The organism is Phenylobacterium sp. (assembly GCF_016124325.1).
Lineage (GTDB): Bacteria > Pseudomonadota > Alphaproteobacteria > Caulobacterales > Caulobacteraceae > Phenylobacterium.
The window spans coordinates 142483-161927 of the sequence record NZ_WGNY01000030.1 but is presented as its reverse complement, the minus strand read 5'-3'; the positions used below and the strand labels follow the sequence as shown (position 1 = coordinate 161927).

Sequence of the window (19445 nt, the reverse complement as noted above, 5' to 3'; positions counted from 1 at the left end):
GTCCGGAATGTCGGTTCGCCAGCGGCGAGCCTTGCCGACGGGTGGCCGTGGTTCCCGCCCCTGAGTTCGCCACCAAGAGGGATCGGCCTTTCAAGCCGCCCGGCTGTGGCCCCTAAGCCGGGAACTAGACTTGGATCGGGACTTGGATCGGAACCATCGGCTCAAGCACATTCCGATATTTCCGGACAATCATGTCGTAGAGGTCCTTGTGCCTTGGAGCCTCCACTGTGATGACAAGCGCGTATTTGATCTTGGCCGTTTGGTGATCGACGTGCCCTTCGTCGCGGGACAGGTAATGGATGTCGAACACCGGCCGCTCCAGACTCGACGCTCGCTTTCGCACCGCCCCATGGAGGCTTGTCTCCCACTTGTGCGCGTCCGTGCGCAGAAGATCTTCGGTCTGATAGAGTCTTGATTGCGATAAGAAGGTCGATGTCTTCGCGTGGGTCGCATTCTCTTCGACGATTGAAGCGTGCGGTCTGAAGAAGATTTCAAGCCCGCTCCGGGTGTAGCTGCCTGGATGAGCGGAATCGATCTCTGTCGCGAAGCAACATGTAGCCTTGATGCTCACCATGCCGCGCAGCGCTTCGTCCGGCAGAGGGATTTCGGCGCGGAGGTATTTCGACGCGGTGAGTTCGCCCTGGTAGACAACCCGGAACGAGCCGTCGGGACAGACGATGATGTCGTCGATGTTCTCGGACACGCGTCCCCACCCGATCTCGTGCTGAGGCTCTTCGCTCGCCTCGGCGGTATGGATCAGCAGCGTCCGCACAGCTAGGGCGTCGAGCGCGCCGCCGAAGTTGGCCTTAACACCCGTTCCGATTCGAAGCGTGTGAGGAGCCGCAAAGCTGGTCCCACACTGCGCGACGCGATTTGACTGACCCGCACCGCCCAGCACAATGTAAGGAGCAGCCGCGCAACCGCCAAAGGCGACAAGATCAGGCTTCACGAGGCCGGGGCTGCGGCCTGGCCCGACGGAGCTATAGGGTGCGCGCTTCCATGTCGGGCCTTGGCCGTCGGATGCGCCGATCGACAAGCCGTTCACAGTGTCTGCCGGCACTTGGATACGGTTCAGGCCGGCGTCGGCATCCCGCTCGCCATCATTACCCACCGCGATGGTCGCGACACATGCCCCGTCGGCGAGGTACTCGTCCAACACGGCCGTCCAAGCATGCACATCATCATCCTCGATAGGCAGGCAGGGGCCGAGGCTCAGGTTGATGAAATCGTACTTCGGCGAGCTATCGAGTGTGTTTTTGATCCTCTCCAACACGTCGAACAGTTCTAGGGGATCGCTCCCCGAGTTCTCGTCCCACACTCTGATGTGATGGACATTTGCAAAAGGGCGCGGTGCCGTCCCAGAGCTGAGTGAGCCGAAGAGCGCAGCACCCGTGACCGCGTAGCCGTGGTCAAGAGCATCAGGCACCGGCGGGCCAATGCCAGGCGGATCAAAGCACGTCACCCAGGGAGTCAGCGGCGAGTTTTCGGGCAGGCCGCCGTCAAAGATCGCGACGCGCACGTTGGGATCAATTGCCGCCGCCGTCGGCAATGTGGCGGCTCCAAAACCTGGTGCACCGCGAAGCGGCACAAGGTCGCGTAGGCGCGGCATCTCACGGACCGCGCGCAGGAACGAAAACAGTGCGATCTCGGGAACGACGGCGGAAGGAGCAACCATCCGCAGGAAACACAAGCCGCCAGCATGAAAGCGGTGTTGGAGATCAGCTTCCAGACCGCGCGCGTTCAGAAAATCCTGAAACGCGGTGATAATGTAGGTGTCGCTCCGAAACTCTGTGGCGTGAAGCACAACCTCAAGCGCGACTTCTGGCGCTTGCGGCAACGATCCTTTGATCTTTGACGCCGGATCGGGTGCGTTGAATTGCTCCAGCGCCGGAAGGTCCTGCTGCACCGCGTCGGCGACAGAAGACGCCTCAATGTCGGCGAGGAGCCTTCTGAACGATCCGATATTCCCGGCGACAAAGAGTTGGGTTGTCGGCTTCTCGACCGGCGGGCGGGCGCGGCCTGTTCTGTCGGGGCTCCGCTGGTCCGGCGTCACGACCGTCGGCTTGCTGCCCACGGCTTTCAAGCCATAGGTCTTCAGCACGTGCTCGGGATAGTAGCTCTTCGCGATATATTCGGGGTTCAGCGTAACGTTGCCGACGACCTGCCCAAGAGGTCGTGCGTTCTCAGGCAGACGCGTCAATTCGCTGAGTGCGGATTCGATCATGGGCCGGAGCCGAACCCGTGCTTCCTCATAGGTGTAGGGAGGAATGCGCTCCAGCTTCCGCCCAGATGGCAAAACCGGTTCGGTCAGACGCTCACCCTTGCCGAGGAGAAAGTTGCGCTGTTCAGCCATGCGGGCCTCCCGCGGACTTCGCACTCCGCTTTCTAATCGTGTCTCTGCTTACGCCTGTGATCTCAGAGGCGGCCCGTTGCGAGATCGAACTCACCGCCGACAAGCGCTCCGCAAGCTCGAGCTTTTCGCTGCGTGGCAGCTCCGCGACCCGCTGGCGCACGAATTTCTGGATCTCGTCATCGAGCCGCAGCTCATCGAGGACCGCCGCACGACGGAGGTGGACGATGCGCTTCGCGATGTCGCTGTAGCTCGCATCCCCGAGCACAATGGAAAGGACGTCGATCCATTCGGCACCGACCCCTTCGTCATCGCCTAGGAGCCGGCGAATGGCTCTGGCGACGTCTTCGCGCGCTGGGCTGGGGAAGCGCACCACTAGGTCGAAGCGCCGCCACACAGCGGGATCCAGCAGTTCCGAATGATTGGTTGCGGCGATCAGCATGCCGGATGGCGGCCAGTCATCGATCTCCTGTAGCAGCACCGTGACGAGCCGCTTCAGTTCACCAACCTCTGTCGCATCGTCTCGACGCTTTGCAATCGAGTCGAACTCATCGAGCAACAGCACGCAGGATTGTCGCTTCGCGTAGTCGAGCACGGCCCTAACGTTGTTTCCCGTCCGGCCAAGGAAGCTGCTCATCACCGCTGAAAGGTCGAGCACCAACAGCGGCAAACCAAGTTGGCTGGCGATCCACCGGGCAGACATCGTCTTGCCCACGCCCGGGGGGCCGACAAACAGCGCCGACTTAGTGGGCTCCAAGCCTGAAGAGGTTAGCCGTTCTATCTCGCGGCGCTCCCGCACAAGGCTCAATATTTGATGGCCGATCTCCGGCGCAAAGACAGGCGTCGGAGCGTCGGGGTTCGGCGACTCAATCCGCAATAGGTGGAGGCGTGAATCGGAGTCGACGGGAACCGGCACGCCAGCCTCTCTGCGCAGCGCGGAGCTTCGGCTCGTAGCGGCCTTCACCAAGCTGCCCAACTCGCCAGACAGCTCTGGATCGCCGTCGCGACATTTTCTCGCGACCTTGTTCAAGAACAGCGGGATGTCCTGCGATTTGTCCGTCAGCGCCAACCGCGCCAACGTCAGGAAATCATCCCTCATTTTCGAACTCTCAGCACTCACAACGCTTCTCCCGCATGAGTCCGAACTCTACATCATTAGTGGAATAGCTTCCATAAATTTGTTCTGATAATAGTCCGATGAAATGCTAACTATTTGTCGCACCGTCATTTTTTGTGGACGAGTTTTTCTTCGAAAATGCAACATTTAGTCCATCCATAGGCGCGGCTGGACGGGAGCCTCACAGGACCTTGCCATCAGCGCCTTGCGGTGTTTTGCCCAGCTTCAGTCGCCTGCGGTTCGTGCAGACGGTCCCCGCAGAGGCCAAGTTCAGAGTGGTCGTTCGCCGAAAGCGATCGGCAGTCGCGTAGGCCGATTGAACGTCCGGTTCCCGCTCCGACGCCAACGCCCCCTCCTCGCGCATTCCTGCCTCCCGCTCCGCCGTCAACCTCCCGCGCCCAAGGGTCCCGGTCTTCGGCTGCGCCGAAACCGGGATGACAGAGAGGGAGGGTGGGGCGTTGTTTTGGAGCGCTTTCGGGGCGTCGCGCGCCGTGGTCGGATCGCCCAGTTCGGAGCGGGTCGTCGGCGGGGCGAGGTCGCCGACGCGGGCCAGGCGGCGGCGCTGGCCCGCGCGGTGGTCGCCTGTGGCGCGACTCCGGGCCGGGCGGATTCGCGCCTCGGGTGAAAGTGGCCTGGGGCGGCCGAGGTCGTGACCCCTGGGGCGGCCGGATGGCGCCTATCCGTAGCGGGCGCCGCGGGTGCGCTCGATGCAGGGGTGCAGATGATGCGGAAGACGATGTTCCTGGCGGCCGCGGCGGCGGCGATGCTGGCGGCGGCGGACGGCGCCCGGGCCGATACGATCGCGGCCGGAGACACCGCCGCGGCGACGGTGTTCGGAACCACCTCGATCTATCAGATCTTCGGCCACAACGGCGCGCCGGGCGGCGGCGGGGCGGCGACCGACGCCATCCTGTTCGAGTTCGCGGCCGCGTCGGGGAACGTCTTCACGTTCGACGCCACCGGCCTGGTCGACTGCTGCGGCGGCGTGAACCTCAACATCCCCCCCGACGGCGGCAATAGCGGCATGAACGTCGGCGGCGCCAACGGCCTGTCAAGCCTGAGCGGCAACGCCAACATCCCGCTGGTGGGGGTGTTCACCACCGACGCCGATCCCTTCGGCGGCGTCGCCCCGGCGGCCCTCAGCTTCGACGTGGCCAACCCGTCGTCGCTGTCGCCGCTGTTGCACCAGGTGTTCTATATCGGCGACGGCCACGCCGGGGAGGACGACCCCCTGGGGGCCCAGCTCACCTTCACGGCGCCGACCAACGCGACGCGGCTCTACATCGGCGTCATCGACGCGTTCAGCTTCTCCAGCACGACCGGCTACTACGCCGACAACGACGGGTCGTTCGCCGTCTCGGTCAGCCTGGCGAACGACGCCGGAAACGGCGGCGCGGTTCCCGAGCCGGCGGCCTGGGCGCTGATGATCCTGGGCTTCGGCGCGGCGGGGGCGAGCCTGCGCGCGCAGCGCCGGCGCCAGGATCCCGGCGAGGGCGTCCATGCCGCGGCAGGGCTATCCTAGGCGATGTTCGGGTCGTGCGCCGATCGCGGCCCCTTCAGGCCCCCGGTCCCGTGCGCACCTCGACGTCGCGGGCGGTGACCGGCTCGCCGCATTCGGAGCAGGTGGTGACGGGGGCGAAGTCGCAGCCGCAGGCCTTGTGGCGGTGGAGCAGGGGCGGGCCCTCCTCGCCGGCGTAGTGGACGTCGCCCCAGTGGACGATGGCCAGGATCACCGGGTGCAGCTCCAGGCCCTTGGCGGTCAGGCGGTATTCGTGGCGGAGCGGGCGGTCCTGGTAGGCCTCGCGGCGCAGGACGCCCTCGTCGACCAGCAGCTTGAGGCGGTCGGCGATGAGGCTGCGCGAGATCCCTAAGCGGCGCTCGAAATCCTCGAAGCGGCGCACGCCCAGGAACAGGTCGCGCAGGATCATCAGGGTCCAGCGGTCGCCGATGACCGCCGTCGCGCGGGCCACCGAGCAGCGCTGCTCCGCCAGTTCGCTCCATTTCATCGAGGGTGACTCCAGGCTCGTCGGGAAGGTCCCATTGACTGGGTTCGGATTCAAGACTTACCATCGTTCAAAATCCGAACGGAGTGGAAGATGAGCGGAGGAAAGGGCGTCTGCCTGGTGGCGGGCGTGGGCGACGGGCTGGGCTCGGCGATCGCCCGGGCCTTCGCGGCCGAGGGCTATGCGGTCTGCATGACGCGCCGCGCGCGGCATCTGGACGCGCTGGAGGCGCTGGCCGCCGAGATCCGCGCGGCCAGCGGGACGGCGCACGCCTATGGCGTCGACGCCCGCGCCGAGGACGAGGTGGTCGCCCTGTTCGAGACCATCGAGCGCGACGTGGGCCCACTGGAGGTGATGGTCTTCAACATCGGCGCGAACGTGCGCTTCGGCATCCGCGAGACCACGGCGCGGGTGTTCACCAAGGTGTGGGAGATGGCCTGTTTCGCGGGCTTCCTGGCCGGGCGCGAGGCGGCCAAGGCGATGGCGCCGCGCGGGCGGGGGACGATCATCTTCACCGGGGCGACGGCCAGCGTGCGGGGGCGCGACGGCTTCGCCGCCTTCGCCGCGGCCAAGCATGGCCTGCGCGCGGTGGCCCAGAGCATGGCGCGCGAGCTGGGGCCGCTGGGGATCCACGTGGCGCACACGGTGATCGACGGGGCGGTGGACGGGGTGTTCATCCGCGGAAACCGCGACGACGTGGACGCGCTGCTGGCGGAAGACCGCATCCTGCGGCCCGGCGACATCGCGGCCAGCTATGTGGCCCTGGCGCGCCAGCCGCGCTCGGCCTGGACCCACGAACTCGACCTGCGCCCCTGGTCGGAAACCTGGTGAGGAGGGGCCGATGACGAAGCCCGTGACGATCGACTTCATCTTCGATTTCGGCAGCCCGAACGGATACCTGGCGTGGAAGGTGCTGCCGGCCATCGCGGCGCGGACGGGCGCCGAGGTGAACCTGATCCCCTGCCTGCTGGGCGGGATCTTCAAGGCCACCAACAACCGCTCGCCGGTGGAGGCGTTCGGCGAGGTGAGGGGCAAGCTGGCCTACGAGGGGCTGGAGACCCGGCGCTATGTGGAGAAGCATGGGCTGACCGCCTACCGGCCCAACCCGCACTTCCCGGTCAACACGCTGCTGATCATGCGCGGGCTGATCGCGGCCCGCCGGATGGGCGTGGGCGAGCGCTACCTGGAGGCGGTGCTGTCGGCCATGTGGGAGCAGGGCCTGAAGATGGACGACCCCGAGGTGGTGGTCCGCACGCTGGACGCCGCGGGGCTGGACGGCCAGGGCCTGGTGGCCGCGACGCAAGACCCGGAGGTGAAGGCCGAGCTGGCCGCCAACACCACGGCGGCGGTGGAGCGCGGGGTGTTCGGCATTCCCACCTTCTTCGTGGGCGACGAGATGTTCTTCGGCAAGGACCGGCTGGGCCAGGTGGAGGAAGAGGCGGCGAAGGCCCGCGCCTGACCCCCGCGCAAACGACCCGCGCAAACGAAAAGGGCGTCCCCGGAGGGACGCCCTTCGCGATCCGTATGTCGCCGGGATCAGACCGCGGCGGTCGCGCCGTCGCGGCGGCTGCGGCGGAGCGCGGCGCCCATGCCGAAGAAGCCGGCCAGCATCAGCGCCCAGGTGCCGGGCTCGGGAACCCCGCCCTCGATCGGCCAGCCGATGGCGAACGCCTGGTGGGCCGGACGGTTCTGGGTGTCGAAGATCTCGTAGATCCGGTCGCCGTCGTAGGTGTTGGTGAAGGCGAAGGCGTTGAAATACTGCGAGTAGGTCTGGCCGCCCGCCGAGTGCGAGCCGTTGTTGACGGTCACGTAGCCGCCGGTCGACTGCAGGATGGTGTTCCAGATCGCGGCCTGGACGGCGGCCAGCTGCAGCTCGGCGTCGGCGTTGCCGGCGAAGTCGCGGTGCAGCTCGAAGCCGTAGTCGACGAGGCTGGTGACGCGCTTCTTCTGGTCGGTGGTGAGCGGCGTGGGCGCGCCGAAGTCGTCGACCGGAATGTCGACGTAGTTCGGATCGTTGTAGGTCGACCAGTAGTTCAGGTTCTGGTTGCCCAGCGTGATGTTGTGGAACACGTCGATGCAGAAGCCGAACAGGTCGTCGAACGACTCGTTGGTCGTCAGGTTCGTGCCGGTGAACACGATGCCGTTCGAATAGGCCGTCTCATGGCCGCCGCCACCGAAGTGGATCGTCGCCGTGTAGGCCGTGTTCATGCTCGTGTGGCTGATGTGCAGCTCTTCGAGCGCCGCAGCCGGCGACGCCGCCGCCAGAACCACACCCGCCGCAAGCGCGGCCGCTCCAAACCAACGTGCCATATTCCGAAATTCCCCGATCCGAACTTACATCGTCACAGAAACCGCCCTCTTCCGGCGCGGCCATCGGCGTGACGCATGCCCCCGATGGCCTCATCTACGACCAACGGCCAAGCCTTGGAAACACCGTTCGCCCCGAAGGCGAGTGAGGCGGTCGCGGCTCGCCGCACGCGGTCCCAAGCTAGAGGCTGGCCTGGGCCTCGTAGAGCCGCGCATAGGCGCCGCCGGCCCCGATCAGGGCGTCGTGGGTCCCCTGCTCGGCGACGCCCTCCCCCGTCAGCACCAGGATGCGGTCGGCGTGGCGCACCGTCGACAGGCGGTGGGCGATCACCAGGCTGGTGCGGCCCCGGGCCAGGCCGGACAGCGCCTGCTGGACCGCCCGTTCGCTCTCGTTGTCGAGGGCGCTGGTGGCCTCGTCGAAGATCAGGATCGCGGGGTCCTTGAGGAAGGCGCGGGCGATGGTCAGGCGCTGCTTCTGGCCCCCCGACAGTCGCACGCCGCGCTGGCCGATGTCGGTGTCGTAGCCCTGGGGCAGGGCCATGATGAAGTCGTGGGCGTTGGCGGCGCGGGCGGCGGCGGCCACCTCGGCGTCGGTGGCGTCCGGGCGGCCGTAGCGGAGGTTCTCGGCCACCGAACCGGCGAAGAGGTAGACGTCCTGCTGCACCACGCCCACGCTGCGCCGGAGCGAGGACAGCGTGACGTCGCGCACGTCGGTCCCGTCGATCAGCACCGCGCCGGAGGTCGCCTCGTAGAAGCGCGGGATGAGCGAGCACAGGGTCGACTTGCCCACCCCCGAGGCCCCGACCAGGGCCACGAACTCGCCGGGCCGTATGGTCAGCGACACGCCCTTCAGCACGGCCGGGGCGTCCGGCGCGTAGCGGAACGTGACGTCGCGGAGGACGATCTCGCCGCGGGGCCGACGGAGCGCGACCGCGCCCGGCCGGTCGGCGATGTCGGGGGCGATCTCGAGGATCTCCATGAACCGGGAGAAGCCGGTCATCCCCTCCTGCCAGAGGCGCGAGAAGTTCGCGAGGCGCTGGACGGGGTCGAGCAGGATCGCCACGCAGAGCAGGAAGGTCAGCATGTCGGCCACGTCCAGCCCGGCCTGGACCACGCGGGCGGCGCCGGCGACGATGACCGTCACGGTGACGAGCTGGGAGAAGCCCGTCATGCCCACGGAGAAGAAGGCCTCGCTGCGGTAGCCCGAGCGGCGGATGTCGAGGAAGCGGGCGTTCTCGGCCTCGAAGCGGCGGGTCTCCAGCGCCTCGTTGGCGAAGGACTTCACCACCCGCACGCCGGCCAGCGCGTCCTCGACCCGCTCGTTGATCGCCCCGATCTGGCGCTTGGCCTGGCGCAGGGCGCGCATCATCCGGCCGTTGAAGTGCAGCGCATAGGCCGTGGCGAACGGGATCAGCCCCAGGACCAGGGCGGCCAGCGGCGGGTCGAGCCGCCACAGGATCAGGCTGGCGCCCACGACCTTCAGGAGGCCGATGGCCATGTCCTCGGGGCCGTGGTGGAACAGCTCGCCCATGGCGAACAGGTCGTTGGTGATCCGGCTCATGAGCTGGCCGGTGCGCTGGCGGTCGTGGAAGCTGAACGACAGCTTCTGGCAGTGCTCGAAGAGCTCGCGCCGCAGCACGCTCTCCATCTTCGCGCCCATCACGTGGCCCTGGTAGTCGACGAACAGGGTCGCCAGGGCCTGGACGGCGAGCAGGGCCAGCATGAGCCCGCCCACCAGGGCGATGCGGCTCAGGGCCTGGGCGGGATCGGCGTCGGCGGCGAGGCGCTTGACGGCGTAGTTGGCGCAGAGCGGCAGCGCCAGGGCGGTGGCGGCGACGAGCGCGGCGCAGGCGAGGTCGGCCGCGAGCAGCGGCAGGTGCGGCCGGTAGTAGGAGAGGAACTTCCGCGCGCGGCGGAGGGTGAGGTCGCTAGCGTCGGGGCGCGGCCTCCGGAGATGCGGATGCATGCGTGATCATGTCCATGATGTGGATGGGGGCTCCTTTCGGGTTGGACATGAAGGTCTGCATCTGACGCTCCCCGGCTCGGGTGGTTGCGAGGCGACGACTATGCCGCCGCCGCGCCGCCGGGGCAACTCAGAGCGGCGGCGGCTCGAAGCCGCGGACGTCCTCGTCGATGGCCTGGGCGATGGCGAGGGTGCGGGAATCACCGCCGATGGGCCCGATGAGCTGGACGCCGACCGGCAGGCCCGCGGGCGTGCGCCCGGCCGGCACGGCGGTGGCGGGCAGGTGCAGGGCGGTGGCCAGGCTGATCCAGGTGAGCATCGAGGCGTAGGGGATGGTCTCGCCGCCCGAGAGCGTGAGGCTGCGGCGCGCGAACGGCCGCGCGTCGTGCGGGAAGGCCGGTACGGGGGCGATGGGCGCGAGGATCGCGTCCCAGGTCTCGAACGTCTCGCCGATCTCGTGGCGAAGGCGAGCCCGCACGGCGTCGGCGGCCATCCATTCGCGGTGGCGGGCGGTGTAGGCCATGGCCATGGCGGCGCTGGACAGCGGGCCGGCGCCGCGCCGCAGCGCGCCCTTGGCGAAGAGGCGCGCCCACTCCAGGCCGCGCACCATCTTCGGCGGCAGGTCCTCGCCCAGCACCGCGCCCAGGAGGGTCTGGTAGGCGAACAGCAGGGCGCGCATGTCGACGGGGCTCTTGATCGGCTCGACGGTCGCGCCGGCCTGGGAGAGCTGCCCGGCGAAGGCCTCGATCGTCGCGCGGACCTCGGGATCGAGCGGGCAGTTGGCGTCGTCGAGCCACAGGCCGATGCGCGTCTCCTTGAGGTCGGCCGGCGGCGCGCGGGGGGCGAGCGGGCCGTTCTGCAGGATCGCCAGCAGCATGCGCAGGTCGCGCGGCGAACGGGCCATGGGGCCGATGACGTTCAGGTCGCGTTCGGCGTGCGAGCCGGGGTGCGGCGGCACGTGGCCGCGTTGGGAGACCGCGCCCCAGGTGGGCTTGTGGGAGAAGACGCCGCAGAAGCTGGCGGGAACCCGGAGCGAGCCGCCGATGTCGGAGCCGATCTCCAGCGGCGTGACCCGCGCGGCGAGAGCGGCAGCCGCGCCGCCCGACGAACCGCCGGGGGTCCGCGCCAGGTCCCAGGGATTGTTGGTGCGGCCATAGGCGGCGTTCACGCTCTGCCAGTCGGCGGCCATGACGGGCACATTGGTCTTGCCCCAGATCACCGCACCGGACTGACGGGCGTGGGCGATGGCGGCGGCGTCCTCGGCCTGGCGGCGGCGCAGGTCGGCGAGGCCCGAGGAGGCGGGCAGGCCGACCACGTCGAAGGTGTCCTTCACCGTCATGGGAAGGCCGGCGAGGGGGCCGAGGACCTCGTTGCGGCTGCGCGCGTCGTCGATGGCGCGGGCCCGCTCCAGGGCGCGCTCGGGGTCGGCGGCGATCACGGCGTTGAGCGCCTCGTGGGTCTCGGCGTGGCGGGCGAGCGCGGCCTTCAGCAACTCCACCGCCGAAATCTGCTTGCTCGCCAGCGCGGCGAGCTGGGCGGTGGCGTCGCGGTCGAGCAGGTCGATCATCTCAATCGTCCGCGAAGCCCAGGACGTCGGCCATGTCGTAGAGCCCGGCCGGTCGCCCGGCGACCCAGCGGGCGGCGGCCACCGCGCCGCGGGCGAACAGGCCCCGGTCGCGGCCGGAGTGGCTGAGGGTGATGATCTCCTCCTCGGCGGCGAAGGTGACGCTGTGCTCGCCGACGATGCCGCCGCCGCGCAGGACCGAGAAGCCGATCTCGCCGACGGGCCGCTCGCCGGTGATGCCGTCGCGGGCGCGGCGCTGGACCTTGGCGAGGTCGACGCCGCGGCCCTGGGCGGCCGCCTCGCCCAGCATGAAGGCGGTGCCGGAGGGCGCGTCGACCTTGTGGCGGTGGTGGGCCTCGAAGACCTCGATGTCGTAGGCCTCGGCCGGCAGGGCGCGGGCGGCCTGGCGCACCAGGCTCATCAGCAGGTTCACGCCCAGCGAGTAGTTGCGGGCGTAGACGATGGGGATCGACTTGGCGGCTTCGGCGATGGCGGCGCGCTGTTCGTCGGTGGCTCCGGTGGCGCCGATCACCAGGGCCGGCCCGCCCCGGGCGGCGCAGGTGCGGGCGAGGTCGACGGAGGCGGCGGGGGTGGTGAAGTCGACCACCACGTCGGCGGCGGCGAGCGCCGCGTCGACCGTCACGAGGTCCGGGCCTTCCGCGCCCGGACGGTCGAAACGGGCGGCGATCACGGCGTCGGGGCTGGCCTCGACGATCCGGGCCACGGCCTGGCCCATCCGGCCGAGCGCGCCGGCGATGGCGATCCTGGTGGGGGCGGACAGGGCGGGCTCTCCCGGCGACGGCGTTTCGAATCAGGGAACCACAGAAAACACGGAACACACAGACGGCGCGATGGTCCGCTGGCAAGCGCCGGCCCTTTGATCGTCATCCCGGCCGGAGCGCTCGTTCGTTAGAGCGTGGAGAGCCGGGACCCAGCCGCGCCGGCGCCGGAGCATCTCGTCGCGAAGCTTCAAGGCTTGAGGTGCTGGGTCCCGGATCTCCGGACGCTGCGCGCCCTGCGTCCGGGATGACGAGTATCCTACGCCGGCTGGTAGAGGGCGAACTCGTCGGTCAGGGCCTTGCCCACGGCCGGCCGGGCCGCCAGCCGTTCCTGATAGGCGAGGATCGCGGGGTAGGGCGAGAAGTCGAGCTGGACGGCGCGGTTCCAGTTCAGCACCGCGGCCAGGTAGGCGTCGGCGACGCTGAACTCGTCGAGCAGCCATTCGCGGCCGGCGAGGTGGTCGTTGAGATAGGCGAGGCGCGGCCCGGCCGTCTCCTTGGCCATGGCCTTGGCCTCGGGGGGCGCCGTACGGCTGAGCAGGATCGCGAAGACCGCCTTGTGCAGCTCGGCGCCGATGAAGCTCAGCCACTGCTGGAGCTCGTAGCGGGCGAAGCCCGAGGGGGCGAGGCGGGCGTCCGGGAACCGGTCGGCGAGGTATTGCAGGATCGCGGCGTTCTCGGTCAGCACCACGCCGTCGTCGGTCTTCAGGGCCGGGACGAGGCCCTTGGGATTGATCTTGCTGTAGTCCTCGCCCGAGGCCGTCCGGCCCGCGCGGGTGTCGACACGGTGGAAGTCGGCCTCGCCGCCGGCCTCGTAGATCACGATGCGGCTGGCCAGCGAGCAGGCGAGGGGGGAGAAATAGACGTCCATGGGGGCAGGTCCTTCCTGGGGGTTTATATTTATACCGTTTCGCATGTAAATGCGGGCGTCAAGGATTGTTTGCGATATGGTACAAAAAGAGGCGGGCGCGGGGCGGCCGAGGGGGCGGCCCCGGAGCTTCGATCCCGACGAGGCGCTGGACCGGGCGCGGGCGGTGTTCTGGAACCTGGGCTATGCGGCCACGAGCCTGGACGACATCGCCGCGGCCACCGGCCTCAACCGGCCCAGCCTCTACGCCGCGTTCGGCGACAAGCACGCGCTCTACATCGCCGCCCTGAAGCGTTCGGGGCGGGAGGCGGCGGGCGCGCTGGCCCAGGCGCTGAAGGCGCCGGGTCCGCTGCGCGCGACGCTGAGGGCGATCTTCGACTTCGCGGTCGACGTCTACCGGCGCGGGGAGATCGGCCAGCGGGGCTGCTTCCTGGTCGGCACGGCGGTGACCCAGGCGGTGGACGACCCCGAGGCGCGCGAGGTGCTGGCCGGCTATATCGCCGAGACCGACGGGCTGTTCCACGCCCGGTTCGAGGCCGACCCGGGCCAGCTCGCCCCCGGCGTGGCGCCGGCCGGCGCCGCGGCCATGGCCAGCGCCACCTTCCACACCCTGGCGGTGCGCGCCCGCACGGGCGCCGACGAGGCCGAGCTGAAGGCCGTAGGGGCCGCGGCGGTCGACATGATCTGCGGGGCGGGGGGGTAGGTCAGGACGATGGTCCGCCGGGGCTAAGGAGCGGCCACAGGTCCTCCCAGTGCGGGTTCTTTCCGCTCGATCAGATTGATCTTCCACTGCCGCGGCCAGCGCTTCAGCGATTTCTCCCGCTGAATGGCGTCGAGCATACGGTCCCATTGCTCGTACCAGACGAGGCGCTTCAGGCCGTATCGCTTGGTGAAGCCGGGGCGAGCGCCGTCCCGGTGCTGCCCGACGCGCTGGAGAAGCTGGCTGGTCACGCCGACATAGAGCGTCCCCCGCATCCGGTCGGTCATGATGTAGACGGCGATTTCCGCACTGCGCGCAACCAAGCCGCCGCCTCGTCATCCTCGGCCTTGTGCCGAGGATCCCTCTATCCGTCCCACGGAGGCCCGAAGGAAGGCCGAAGTCGCTTCCGCCGCTCACCGTCGGCTGCGCGAGGGACCCTCGCCACAAGGGCGAGGGTGACGGTGCGGGGGAGGTAGACGTTGGGATGGGTATCGCCTGAAATGTCTGGAGGCGCCCAAAAACCGCCGCTAGGGTCCGCTTCTGGACACGCAAACGATCGTTTGGAGAGAGACGCCCATGCGCCGCGCACTCGCGCTCGCCGCCCCTGTTGTCGCGCTGGCCCTGGCCAGTCCGGCCGCGGCCGCGACCTGGACCAAATATGTCGACGGGGACAACGGCCTCGCATGGTCGTTCAACGCCGACTACACCTACAAGGACCGCCAGACGGGCCGCCTGGTCGTCATGCAGGCGATCTCCAAGCCGGCGGCGAACCTGGGGCCCGGCGAGCCGGGCGCCGCCGACGGCGTGGGCAATGTCGTGGCCCTCGACTGCGCCAAGAAGAACCTGATCATGCTGGGGTCGTACAAGCCGGACGTCCCGCTCGACATCAAGGCCACCTGGCGGCTCGACTCGCCCAAGAAGGCCGACGGCGCCGACAACGAGGCCTTGCTGGCCGCGGTCTGCCCGACGGCCGCCAACGCGCCGCTGAAGTAGGGCTACCTCCGACGTAATCGACGGGCGGCCGCCATCGGCCGAGGCTTCGGGGCGTCAACAGCCCTGGAGCTTCCCATGACCGCCGTCCGTTCCGCCTTCCTCAAGGCCGTGCTCGCCGCCGACGCCGCCGTCTGCCTGCTGGGCGGGGCCGCGCTCGCGCTCGACGCCGAGATGCTGGCCGACCCCCTGGGGCTTTCCGCCGCCCTGATGCGCCCCGTCGGGATCTTCCTGATCGGCTACGGCGGCCTGCTGGCTTGGCTGGCCACGCGTCCGGCCCTGCCGGGCAAGGCGGTCTGGGGCCTGATCGCGCTCAACCTCGCCTGGGCGGCGGAGAGCGTCATGCTGCTGGCGCTGAAGTGGGTCGAGCCGACCGGCCTCGGACTGGGCGTGATCGTGGCCCAGGCGGTCGCGGTGGTGGTGGTCGCCGACCTCTACTGGCTGGCGCTGCGCAAGGGCCGCGCGGCGGCCTGAGGCTCTCGCCGGGCCGGCGCCCCGCCGTCGGAGGTTCGTGGATCCCGGTCTTCCGCGCGGGGCGGAAGCCGGGATGACACGTAAAGTTCTTGCTCTCCCCACTTTCAAACAAGTGTTTGAATTGCTATAAGCCCGTCCCACGAACGCTTGTTTGATTTTCCTGTCGTCTGCGCCCATGGTCGGCCGCAGACGAAAACCGGCTCCAGCGCTCTGGGAGGAGTGAGTTCATGAACAACGTCGCCGAACGCCCCGACACCGGCTTTGGCCTTTCCCCGCAGGACGAGCTCAACGACCTGCGCATGTCGGACAAGGCGCTCCCGCTCTACGAGGCGGTGAAGGCCTTCATCAAGGAAGTGGCGGAGCCGGTCTCGGAAGAATGGGAGCGGCTGGGCAAGGACCGCCCCGACATCTGGCAGTACGCGCCCGGCCAGCTCGAGCTGCTGGAAAAGGCCAAGGAGACGGCCAAGTCGCGCGGCCTGTGGAACTTCTTCCTGCCGAACGCCGAGACGGGCGAAGGCCTCTCGAACCTCGACTACGCCTACATCGCCGTCGAGCTGGGCAAGGTGCGCCTGGCCTCCGAGATGATGAACTGCGCCGCGCCCGACACCGGCAACATGGAAGTGCTGGAGCGCGTGGGCACGCCCGAGCAGAAGAAGCAGTGGCTGGAGCCCCTGCTGGAAGGCAAGATCCGCTCGGCCTACTGCATGACCGAGCTGAACACCGCCAGTTCGGACGCCAAGAACATCGACACCCGCGCGGTGCGCGTGGGCGACGAGTACATCATCAACGGAGAGAAGCACTACATCTCCGGCGCCGGCAGCCCGCGCTGCAAGGTGATGATCTGCATGGTCAAGACCGGCGAGGAGAACGCCCCGCCGCACCTGCAGCAGTCGCAGATCCTGGTGCCGCTGCCCTGCGAGGGCGTGGAGATCGTGCAGGGCCAGCAGGTGTTCGGCGACCCCGACGCGCCGCACGGCCACATGCACATCCGCTTCCGCAACGCCCGCGTGCCGGCCTCGAACATGCTGCTGGGCGAAGGCCGCGGCTTCGAGATCAGCCAGCTGCGCCTGGGCCCGGGCCGCATCCACCACTGCATGCGCGCGATCGGCTCGGCCGAGAAGGCGCTGGACCTGATGGTGACCCGCGGCATGAGCCGGGTGGCGTTCGGCAAGCCGATCATCCAGCTGGGCGGCAACATCGAGATCGTCAGCCGCGCCCGCATCGAGATCGAGGCCATGCGCCTGATGGTGCTGAAGGCCGCCAAGGCGATGGACGTGCTGGGCAACCGCGAAGCCCGCGTCTGGATCCACATGGTCAAGGCGATGGTGCCCGAGCGGGTCTGCAAGATCATCGACCAGGCGATCCAGATGCACGGCGCGCTCGGCGTGTCGCAGCACACCCCGCTGGCCCGGATGTACGCCAACACCCGCACGCTCCGCCTGGCCGACGGCCCGGACGAGGTGCACCACATGGTGGTGGGCCGCAACGAGCTGCAGCAGTTCCGCGAAGGCCCGCACGACAGCTCGATGTCGGCGGTGTTCCGCAACTAGCGGACGGCCGCAGAGGGGATACGGGAGAGCCTCCGCGCAAGCGGGGGCTTTTTCGTTTTTGGGACCACGTTTCCGGGGGCCGCGCGCGGCGCGGTTTGCTTGGCGGCCCGGCTGTGGTGAACTCCCGCGAAACAAGGGTGTGGGAGGGATGGCCATGAAGCGGCTGATGATCGCGGCGGGGCTTGCGCTGGCGCTGGGGGCGCCGGGACTGGCCAGGGCCGAGACGGCGTGCGCCGACCTGAAGGCGGCCAAGCTGGACCACGCCGAGGTGACGGCGGCCAGCGTCGAGAAGATCGGCGCGGCCGAGGCCTGCAAGCTCTCGGTCACCAGCCGGCCGACCGCCGATTCCGACATCCGCATCGAGGTCTGGATCCCGATCGGCCAGGCCTGGAACGGCCGCTTCGTGCAGATGGGCAACGGCGGCTTCGCCGGCTCGATCCCCTCGGGCTACCTCAAGCGCTTCGCCACCGAGGGCTACGCCACGGCGGCCACCGACAACGGCCACCAGAGCCCGGTGGGCACCTCGGCGGCCTGGGCGTTCGGCCACCCCGAGAAGCTGGTCGACTATGGCTGGCGGGCGCTGAAGGAGACCACCGAGGTCGGCAAGGCGCTGATCGCCGCCCAGAAGGCGGACGGTCCGGCGAAGTCGTACTTCTACGGCTGCTCCGACGGCGGGCGCGAGGCGCTGATGGAGGCCCAGCGCTTCCCCGCCGACTTCGACGGCATCGTGGCCGGTGCGCCGGCCAACTACATGAGCCTGCTGTTCGGCAACGGAACGGCCCAGCAGCAGGCGCTGGCCAAGCCCGGCGGCTGGCTGGGCCTGGGCCAGCTCAAGGCCCTGCAGACCGCGGCGCGCAAGCAGTGCGGCGGCGGCGACTTCATCCGCGATCCGGCCGCCTGCCGGTTCGACCCGGCGGTCACCCAATGCCGCAAGGGCGACGATCCCGCGACCTGCCTGAGCCCCGCCCAGGTGGCCGCCGCGCGCGCCATCTACCAGGGCCGGCGCGACCCGCGGACCGGCCGCATCCCCCTGCCGGGCGTGACGCCGGGCGCCGAGGCCGAGCCGGGTAGCTGGCCGGCCTGGATCACCGGCCCCAGCCAGGCGGACAACAGCCGCGCGGCGGGCTACCAGTTCTCGTCCAACGCCATGAAGTACTTCGCCTTCGGCGACCCGGCGTTCGATTTCCTGAAGATGGACCTGGGGGCCGAGTTCGCCCGCGCCAAGGCCAAGATGGGGCCGATCATCGACTCCGACAGCCCCGACCTGTCGGCGTTCAGGAAGCGCGGCGGCAAGCTGATCCAGTACCACGGGTGGAACGACCCGGCGATCCCGGCCCGCTCCAGCGTCGTCTACTACGAGGACGTGCGGCGCACGATGGGCGACACCTCGGGCTTCTACCGGCTGTACCTGATCCCCGGCATGCTGCACTGCGCCGGCGGGCCGGGACCGGGGACGGTGGACTGGCTGTCGGTGCTGGACGACTGGGTGCGGGCCGACAAGGCGCCCGCCGAGGTGACGGCCAAGACCCTGGCCGGCGACAAGGGGCCGACCCAGCTGCTCTGCCCCTATCCCGGCGTGGCCCATCAGGACGGGGCGGGCGCCTGGAGCTGCAAGGCGAAGCGCTGAGATCACACCTGAGCTGCTGGATCCCGGATCTTCGGGCGCTTCGCGCCCTGCGTCCGGGATGACGGGGTTGTGGGGGCCGATGGTCAATGGCGCCGCTTGGGTGTAAGCGAACGCCGATCGGCCATGACCACCGAACGCATCATTTCCGAAGGCCCCTGGGGCGACCGCGGCGCGAGGACGATCCTCGCGACCTCGCCGTCACGCCTTCCTTCCTCCGGCGCTCGCCCGAACGGGCCTGCGGCGCCGGCTCCGTCCCGCGCGCGACGCGCAGCTGACCGGCGACCGGAGGCGGCCTGTGCCCGCCTTCCGGCGGCGGTCGCAACTCCGGAGAACGACCATGAGCTTCTTGACCGGCGCCTTCATCGTGGGCGCCGCCTTCATCACCGCGGCCATTTCCGGCGTGTTCGGAATGGCCGGCGGGCTGATGCTGAAGGGCGCGCTGGCGCTCGTCCTGCCCGTCTCGGCGGTGTTCGTCGCCCACGGGATCCTGCAGCTCGTCGCTAACGGCTGGCGGGCGGTCATCCACCGCCGCCACGTGAACGTCCGCATCGTCGGCCTCTACGCGCTGGGCGCCGTGGCGGCGGCGGCCGTGGCGGGCTTCATCACCGTCGAGCCGACCCGGGCCTCGCTCTACCTGTTCATGGGGATCATCCCGTTCCTGGTCTGGATCCCCGACGGGCTGCTGAAGCTGGACGCCCAGCGGCCCCTGCAGGCGATCGTCTGCGGCGCCGGGGTGACCGGCGTGAACCTGACGGCCGGCGTGGCCGGGCCGGTGCTGGACATCTTCTTCGTGAAGACCGCGCTCACCCGGCACCAGATCGTGGCCACCAAGGCGGCGACCCAGGTGCTGAGCCACCTGATGAAGATCATGGTCTATGGCGCGCCGCTGCTGGCGGTGAAGGGCAAGGGCCTGCCGCCGGCCTGGGTGTTCGCGCTGGCCATCCCGCTGTCGATGCTGGGCACGGCGGCCGGCGGGGTGATCCTGAACCGGCTGTCGGACGTGAACTTCAAGCGCTACCTGCGCCTGATCCTGAGCGTGCTGGGCGTGATCTACCTGGCCCAGGCCGCGCGGCTGTTCATCGCCGGCTGAGGCGGGTCCAATGGACCCGGAAATCCTCAAAAAAGCCGGGTCCAGAGGCCCCGAGATTCCCCC

Annotated in this window: 18 protein-coding genes; 9 read left to right on the top strand and 9 right to left on the bottom strand. The window is 69.0% G+C overall.

Annotated features, from left to right (window positions below; all coding sequences use genetic code 11):
- Positions 1-124: 124 nt before the first annotated feature.
- Positions 125-2353: a S8 family peptidase gene (locus GC203_RS17775; protein ID WP_293457410.1), complete on the bottom strand. Its 2229-nt coding sequence runs from the start codon at positions 2351-2353 to the stop codon at positions 125-127.
- Complete coding sequence (locus tag GC203_RS17770; protein WP_293457408.1) at positions 2346-3449, bottom strand: ATP-binding protein; 1104 nt, start codon at positions 3447-3449, stop codon at positions 2346-2348. Before GC203_RS17770 ends, GC203_RS17775 begins: the two co-directional genes overlap by 8 nt.
- 742 nt (positions 3450-4191) lie before the next feature.
- On the opposite strand from GC203_RS17770, the gene GC203_RS17765 reads away from it, so the two are divergent.
- The gene (locus GC203_RS17765) at positions 4192-4989 is read left to right on the top strand and encodes a PEPxxWA-CTERM sorting domain-containing protein (protein ID WP_293457405.1); all 798 of its coding nucleotides are present in this window, start codon (positions 4192-4194) and stop codon (positions 4987-4989) included.
- A gap of 34 nt (positions 4990-5023) precedes the next feature.
- On the opposite strand, the gene GC203_RS17760 is transcribed toward GC203_RS17765, so the two are convergent.
- The gene (locus GC203_RS17760) at positions 5024-5473 is read right to left on the bottom strand and encodes a helix-turn-helix domain-containing protein (protein ID WP_293457403.1); all 450 of its coding nucleotides are present in this window, start codon (positions 5471-5473) and stop codon (positions 5024-5026) included.
- Positions 5474-5563: 90 nt separating this feature from the next.
- On the opposite strand from GC203_RS17760, the gene GC203_RS17755 reads away from it, so the two are divergent.
- A complete protein-coding gene (locus GC203_RS17755) occupies positions 5564-6301 on the top strand; it encodes an SDR family oxidoreductase (RefSeq protein ID WP_293457401.1) in 738 nt (245 codons plus the stop codon).
- 10 nt (positions 6302-6311) lie between these two features.
- Positions 6312-6929 (top strand): 2-hydroxychromene-2-carboxylate isomerase, encoded by a 618-nt coding sequence (locus GC203_RS17750; RefSeq protein ID WP_293457399.1) that lies wholly within the window; start codon positions 6312-6314, stop codon positions 6927-6929.
- Positions 6930-7006: 77 nt separating this feature from the next.
- Here GC203_RS17750 and GC203_RS17745 read toward each other — a convergent pair whose 3' ends face one another.
- The 5 genes from GC203_RS17745 to GC203_RS17725 form a co-directional block, all read right to left on the bottom strand.
- Positions 7007-7780 (bottom strand): PEP-CTERM sorting domain-containing protein, encoded by a 774-nt coding sequence (locus GC203_RS17745; RefSeq protein WP_293457397.1) that lies wholly within the window; start codon positions 7778-7780, stop codon positions 7007-7009.
- Positions 7781-7958: 178 nt separating this feature from the next.
- Positions 7959-9743, bottom strand: coding sequence for an ABC transporter ATP-binding protein (locus tag GC203_RS17740; protein WP_293457395.1), 1785 nt, complete (start codon positions 9741-9743; stop codon positions 7959-7961).
- 127 nt (positions 9744-9870) lie between these two features.
- Positions 9871-11307 (bottom strand): amidase family protein, encoded by a 1437-nt coding sequence (locus tag GC203_RS17735; RefSeq protein ID WP_293457394.1) that lies wholly within the window; start codon positions 11305-11307, stop codon positions 9871-9873.
- A 1-nt stretch (position 11308) separates the two neighbouring features.
- The gene (gene dapB / locus GC203_RS17730; protein ID WP_293457485.1) at positions 11309-12085 is read right to left on the bottom strand and encodes a 4-hydroxy-tetrahydrodipicolinate reductase; all 777 of its coding nucleotides are present in this window, start codon (positions 12083-12085) and stop codon (positions 11309-11311) included.
- A gap of 257 nt (positions 12086-12342) precedes the next feature.
- Complete coding sequence (locus tag GC203_RS17725; protein ID WP_293457392.1) at positions 12343-12954, bottom strand: glutathione binding-like protein; 612 nt, start codon at positions 12952-12954, stop codon at positions 12343-12345.
- A gap of 76 nt (positions 12955-13030) precedes the next feature.
- On the opposite strand from GC203_RS17725, the gene GC203_RS17720 reads away from it, so the two are divergent.
- Positions 13031-13654, top strand: a complete 624-nt coding sequence (locus GC203_RS17720) for a TetR/AcrR family transcriptional regulator (protein WP_293457390.1) — start codon at positions 13031-13033, stop codon at positions 13652-13654.
- Positions 13655-13677: 23 nt separating this feature from the next.
- Here the strand turns inward: GC203_RS17720 and GC203_RS17715 are convergent, their stop codons facing one another.
- Entirely contained in the window at positions 13678-13974 is a 297-nt protein-coding gene (locus GC203_RS17715; RefSeq protein WP_366502012.1) for a GIY-YIG nuclease family protein, read from the bottom strand.
- 253 nt (positions 13975-14227) lie between these two features.
- Here GC203_RS17715 and GC203_RS17710 point away from each other — a divergent pair, with 253 nt between their 5' ends.
- The 5 genes from GC203_RS17710 to GC203_RS17690 all read left to right on the top strand — a co-directional run bounded on the left by GC203_RS17710 (position 14228) and on the right by GC203_RS17690 (position 19382).
- Positions 14228-14644: a hypothetical protein gene (locus tag GC203_RS17710; protein ID WP_293457387.1), complete on the top strand. Its 417-nt coding sequence runs from the start codon at positions 14228-14230 to the stop codon at positions 14642-14644.
- A 75-nt stretch (positions 14645-14719) separates the two neighbouring features.
- On the top strand, positions 14720-15115 hold the full coding sequence (locus tag GC203_RS17705; protein ID WP_293457384.1) for a hypothetical protein: 396 nt from the start codon (positions 14720-14722) through the stop codon (positions 15113-15115).
- Positions 15116-15342: 227 nt separating this feature from the next.
- The gene (locus tag GC203_RS17700) at positions 15343-16665 is read left to right on the top strand and encodes an acyl-CoA dehydrogenase family protein (protein ID WP_293457381.1); all 1323 of its coding nucleotides are present in this window, start codon (positions 15343-15345) and stop codon (positions 16663-16665) included.
- 154 nt (positions 16666-16819) lie between these two features.
- Complete coding sequence (locus GC203_RS17695) at positions 16820-18292, top strand: tannase/feruloyl esterase family alpha/beta hydrolase (RefSeq protein WP_293457379.1); 1473 nt, start codon at positions 16820-16822, stop codon at positions 18290-18292.
- Positions 18293-18629: 337 nt separating this feature from the next.
- Positions 18630-19382, top strand: a complete 753-nt coding sequence (locus tag GC203_RS17690) for a TSUP family transporter (protein WP_293457377.1) — start codon at positions 18630-18632, stop codon at positions 19380-19382.
- Positions 19383-19445: the final 63 nt, after the last annotated feature.

Excerpts from the sequence above, each read along its gene's own strand:
- GC203_RS17775 (WP_293457410.1), bottom strand. The coding sequence starts at position 2,353 with ATGGCTGAACAGCGCAACTTTCTCCTCGGCAAGGGTGAGCGTCTGACC.
- GC203_RS17770 (WP_293457408.1), bottom strand. The coding sequence starts at position 3,449 with ATGAGGGATGATTTCCTGACGTTGGCGCGGTTGGCGCTGACGGACAAA.
- GC203_RS17765 (WP_293457405.1), top strand. The coding sequence starts at position 4,192 with ATGCGGAAGACGATGTTCCTGGCGGCCGCGGCGGCGGCGATGCTGGCG.
- GC203_RS17760 (WP_293457403.1), bottom strand. The coding sequence starts at position 5,473 with ATGAAATGGAGCGAACTGGCGGAGCAGCGCTGCTCGGTGGCCCGCGCG.
- GC203_RS17755 (WP_293457401.1), top strand. The coding sequence starts at position 5,564 with ATGAGCGGAGGAAAGGGCGTCTGCCTGGTGGCGGGCGTGGGCGACGGG.
- GC203_RS17750 (WP_293457399.1), top strand. The coding sequence starts at position 6,312 with ATGACGAAGCCCGTGACGATCGACTTCATCTTCGATTTCGGCAGCCCG.
- GC203_RS17745 (WP_293457397.1), bottom strand. The coding sequence starts at position 7,780 with ATGGCACGTTGGTTTGGAGCGGCCGCGCTTGCGGCGGGTGTGGTTCTG.
- GC203_RS17740 (WP_293457395.1), bottom strand. The coding sequence starts at position 9,743 with ATGCATCCGCATCTCCGGAGGCCGCGCCCCGACGCTAGCGACCTCACC.
- GC203_RS17735 (WP_293457394.1), bottom strand. The coding sequence starts at position 11,307 with ATGATCGACCTGCTCGACCGCGACGCCACCGCCCAGCTCGCCGCGCTG.
- GC203_RS17725 (WP_293457392.1), bottom strand. The coding sequence starts at position 12,954 with ATGGACGTCTATTTCTCCCCCCTCGCCTGCTCGCTGGCCAGCCGCATC.
- GC203_RS17720 (WP_293457390.1), top strand. The coding sequence starts at position 13,031 with ATGGTACAAAAAGAGGCGGGCGCGGGGCGGCCGAGGGGGCGGCCCCGG.
- GC203_RS17710 (WP_293457387.1), top strand. The coding sequence starts at position 14,228 with ATGCGCCGCGCACTCGCGCTCGCCGCCCCTGTTGTCGCGCTGGCCCTG.
- GC203_RS17705 (WP_293457384.1), top strand. The coding sequence starts at position 14,720 with ATGACCGCCGTCCGTTCCGCCTTCCTCAAGGCCGTGCTCGCCGCCGAC.
- GC203_RS17700 (WP_293457381.1), top strand. The coding sequence starts at position 15,343 with ATGAACAACGTCGCCGAACGCCCCGACACCGGCTTTGGCCTTTCCCCG.
- GC203_RS17695 (WP_293457379.1), top strand. The coding sequence starts at position 16,820 with ATGAAGCGGCTGATGATCGCGGCGGGGCTTGCGCTGGCGCTGGGGGCG.
- GC203_RS17690 (WP_293457377.1), top strand. The coding sequence starts at position 18,630 with ATGAGCTTCTTGACCGGCGCCTTCATCGTGGGCGCCGCCTTCATCACC.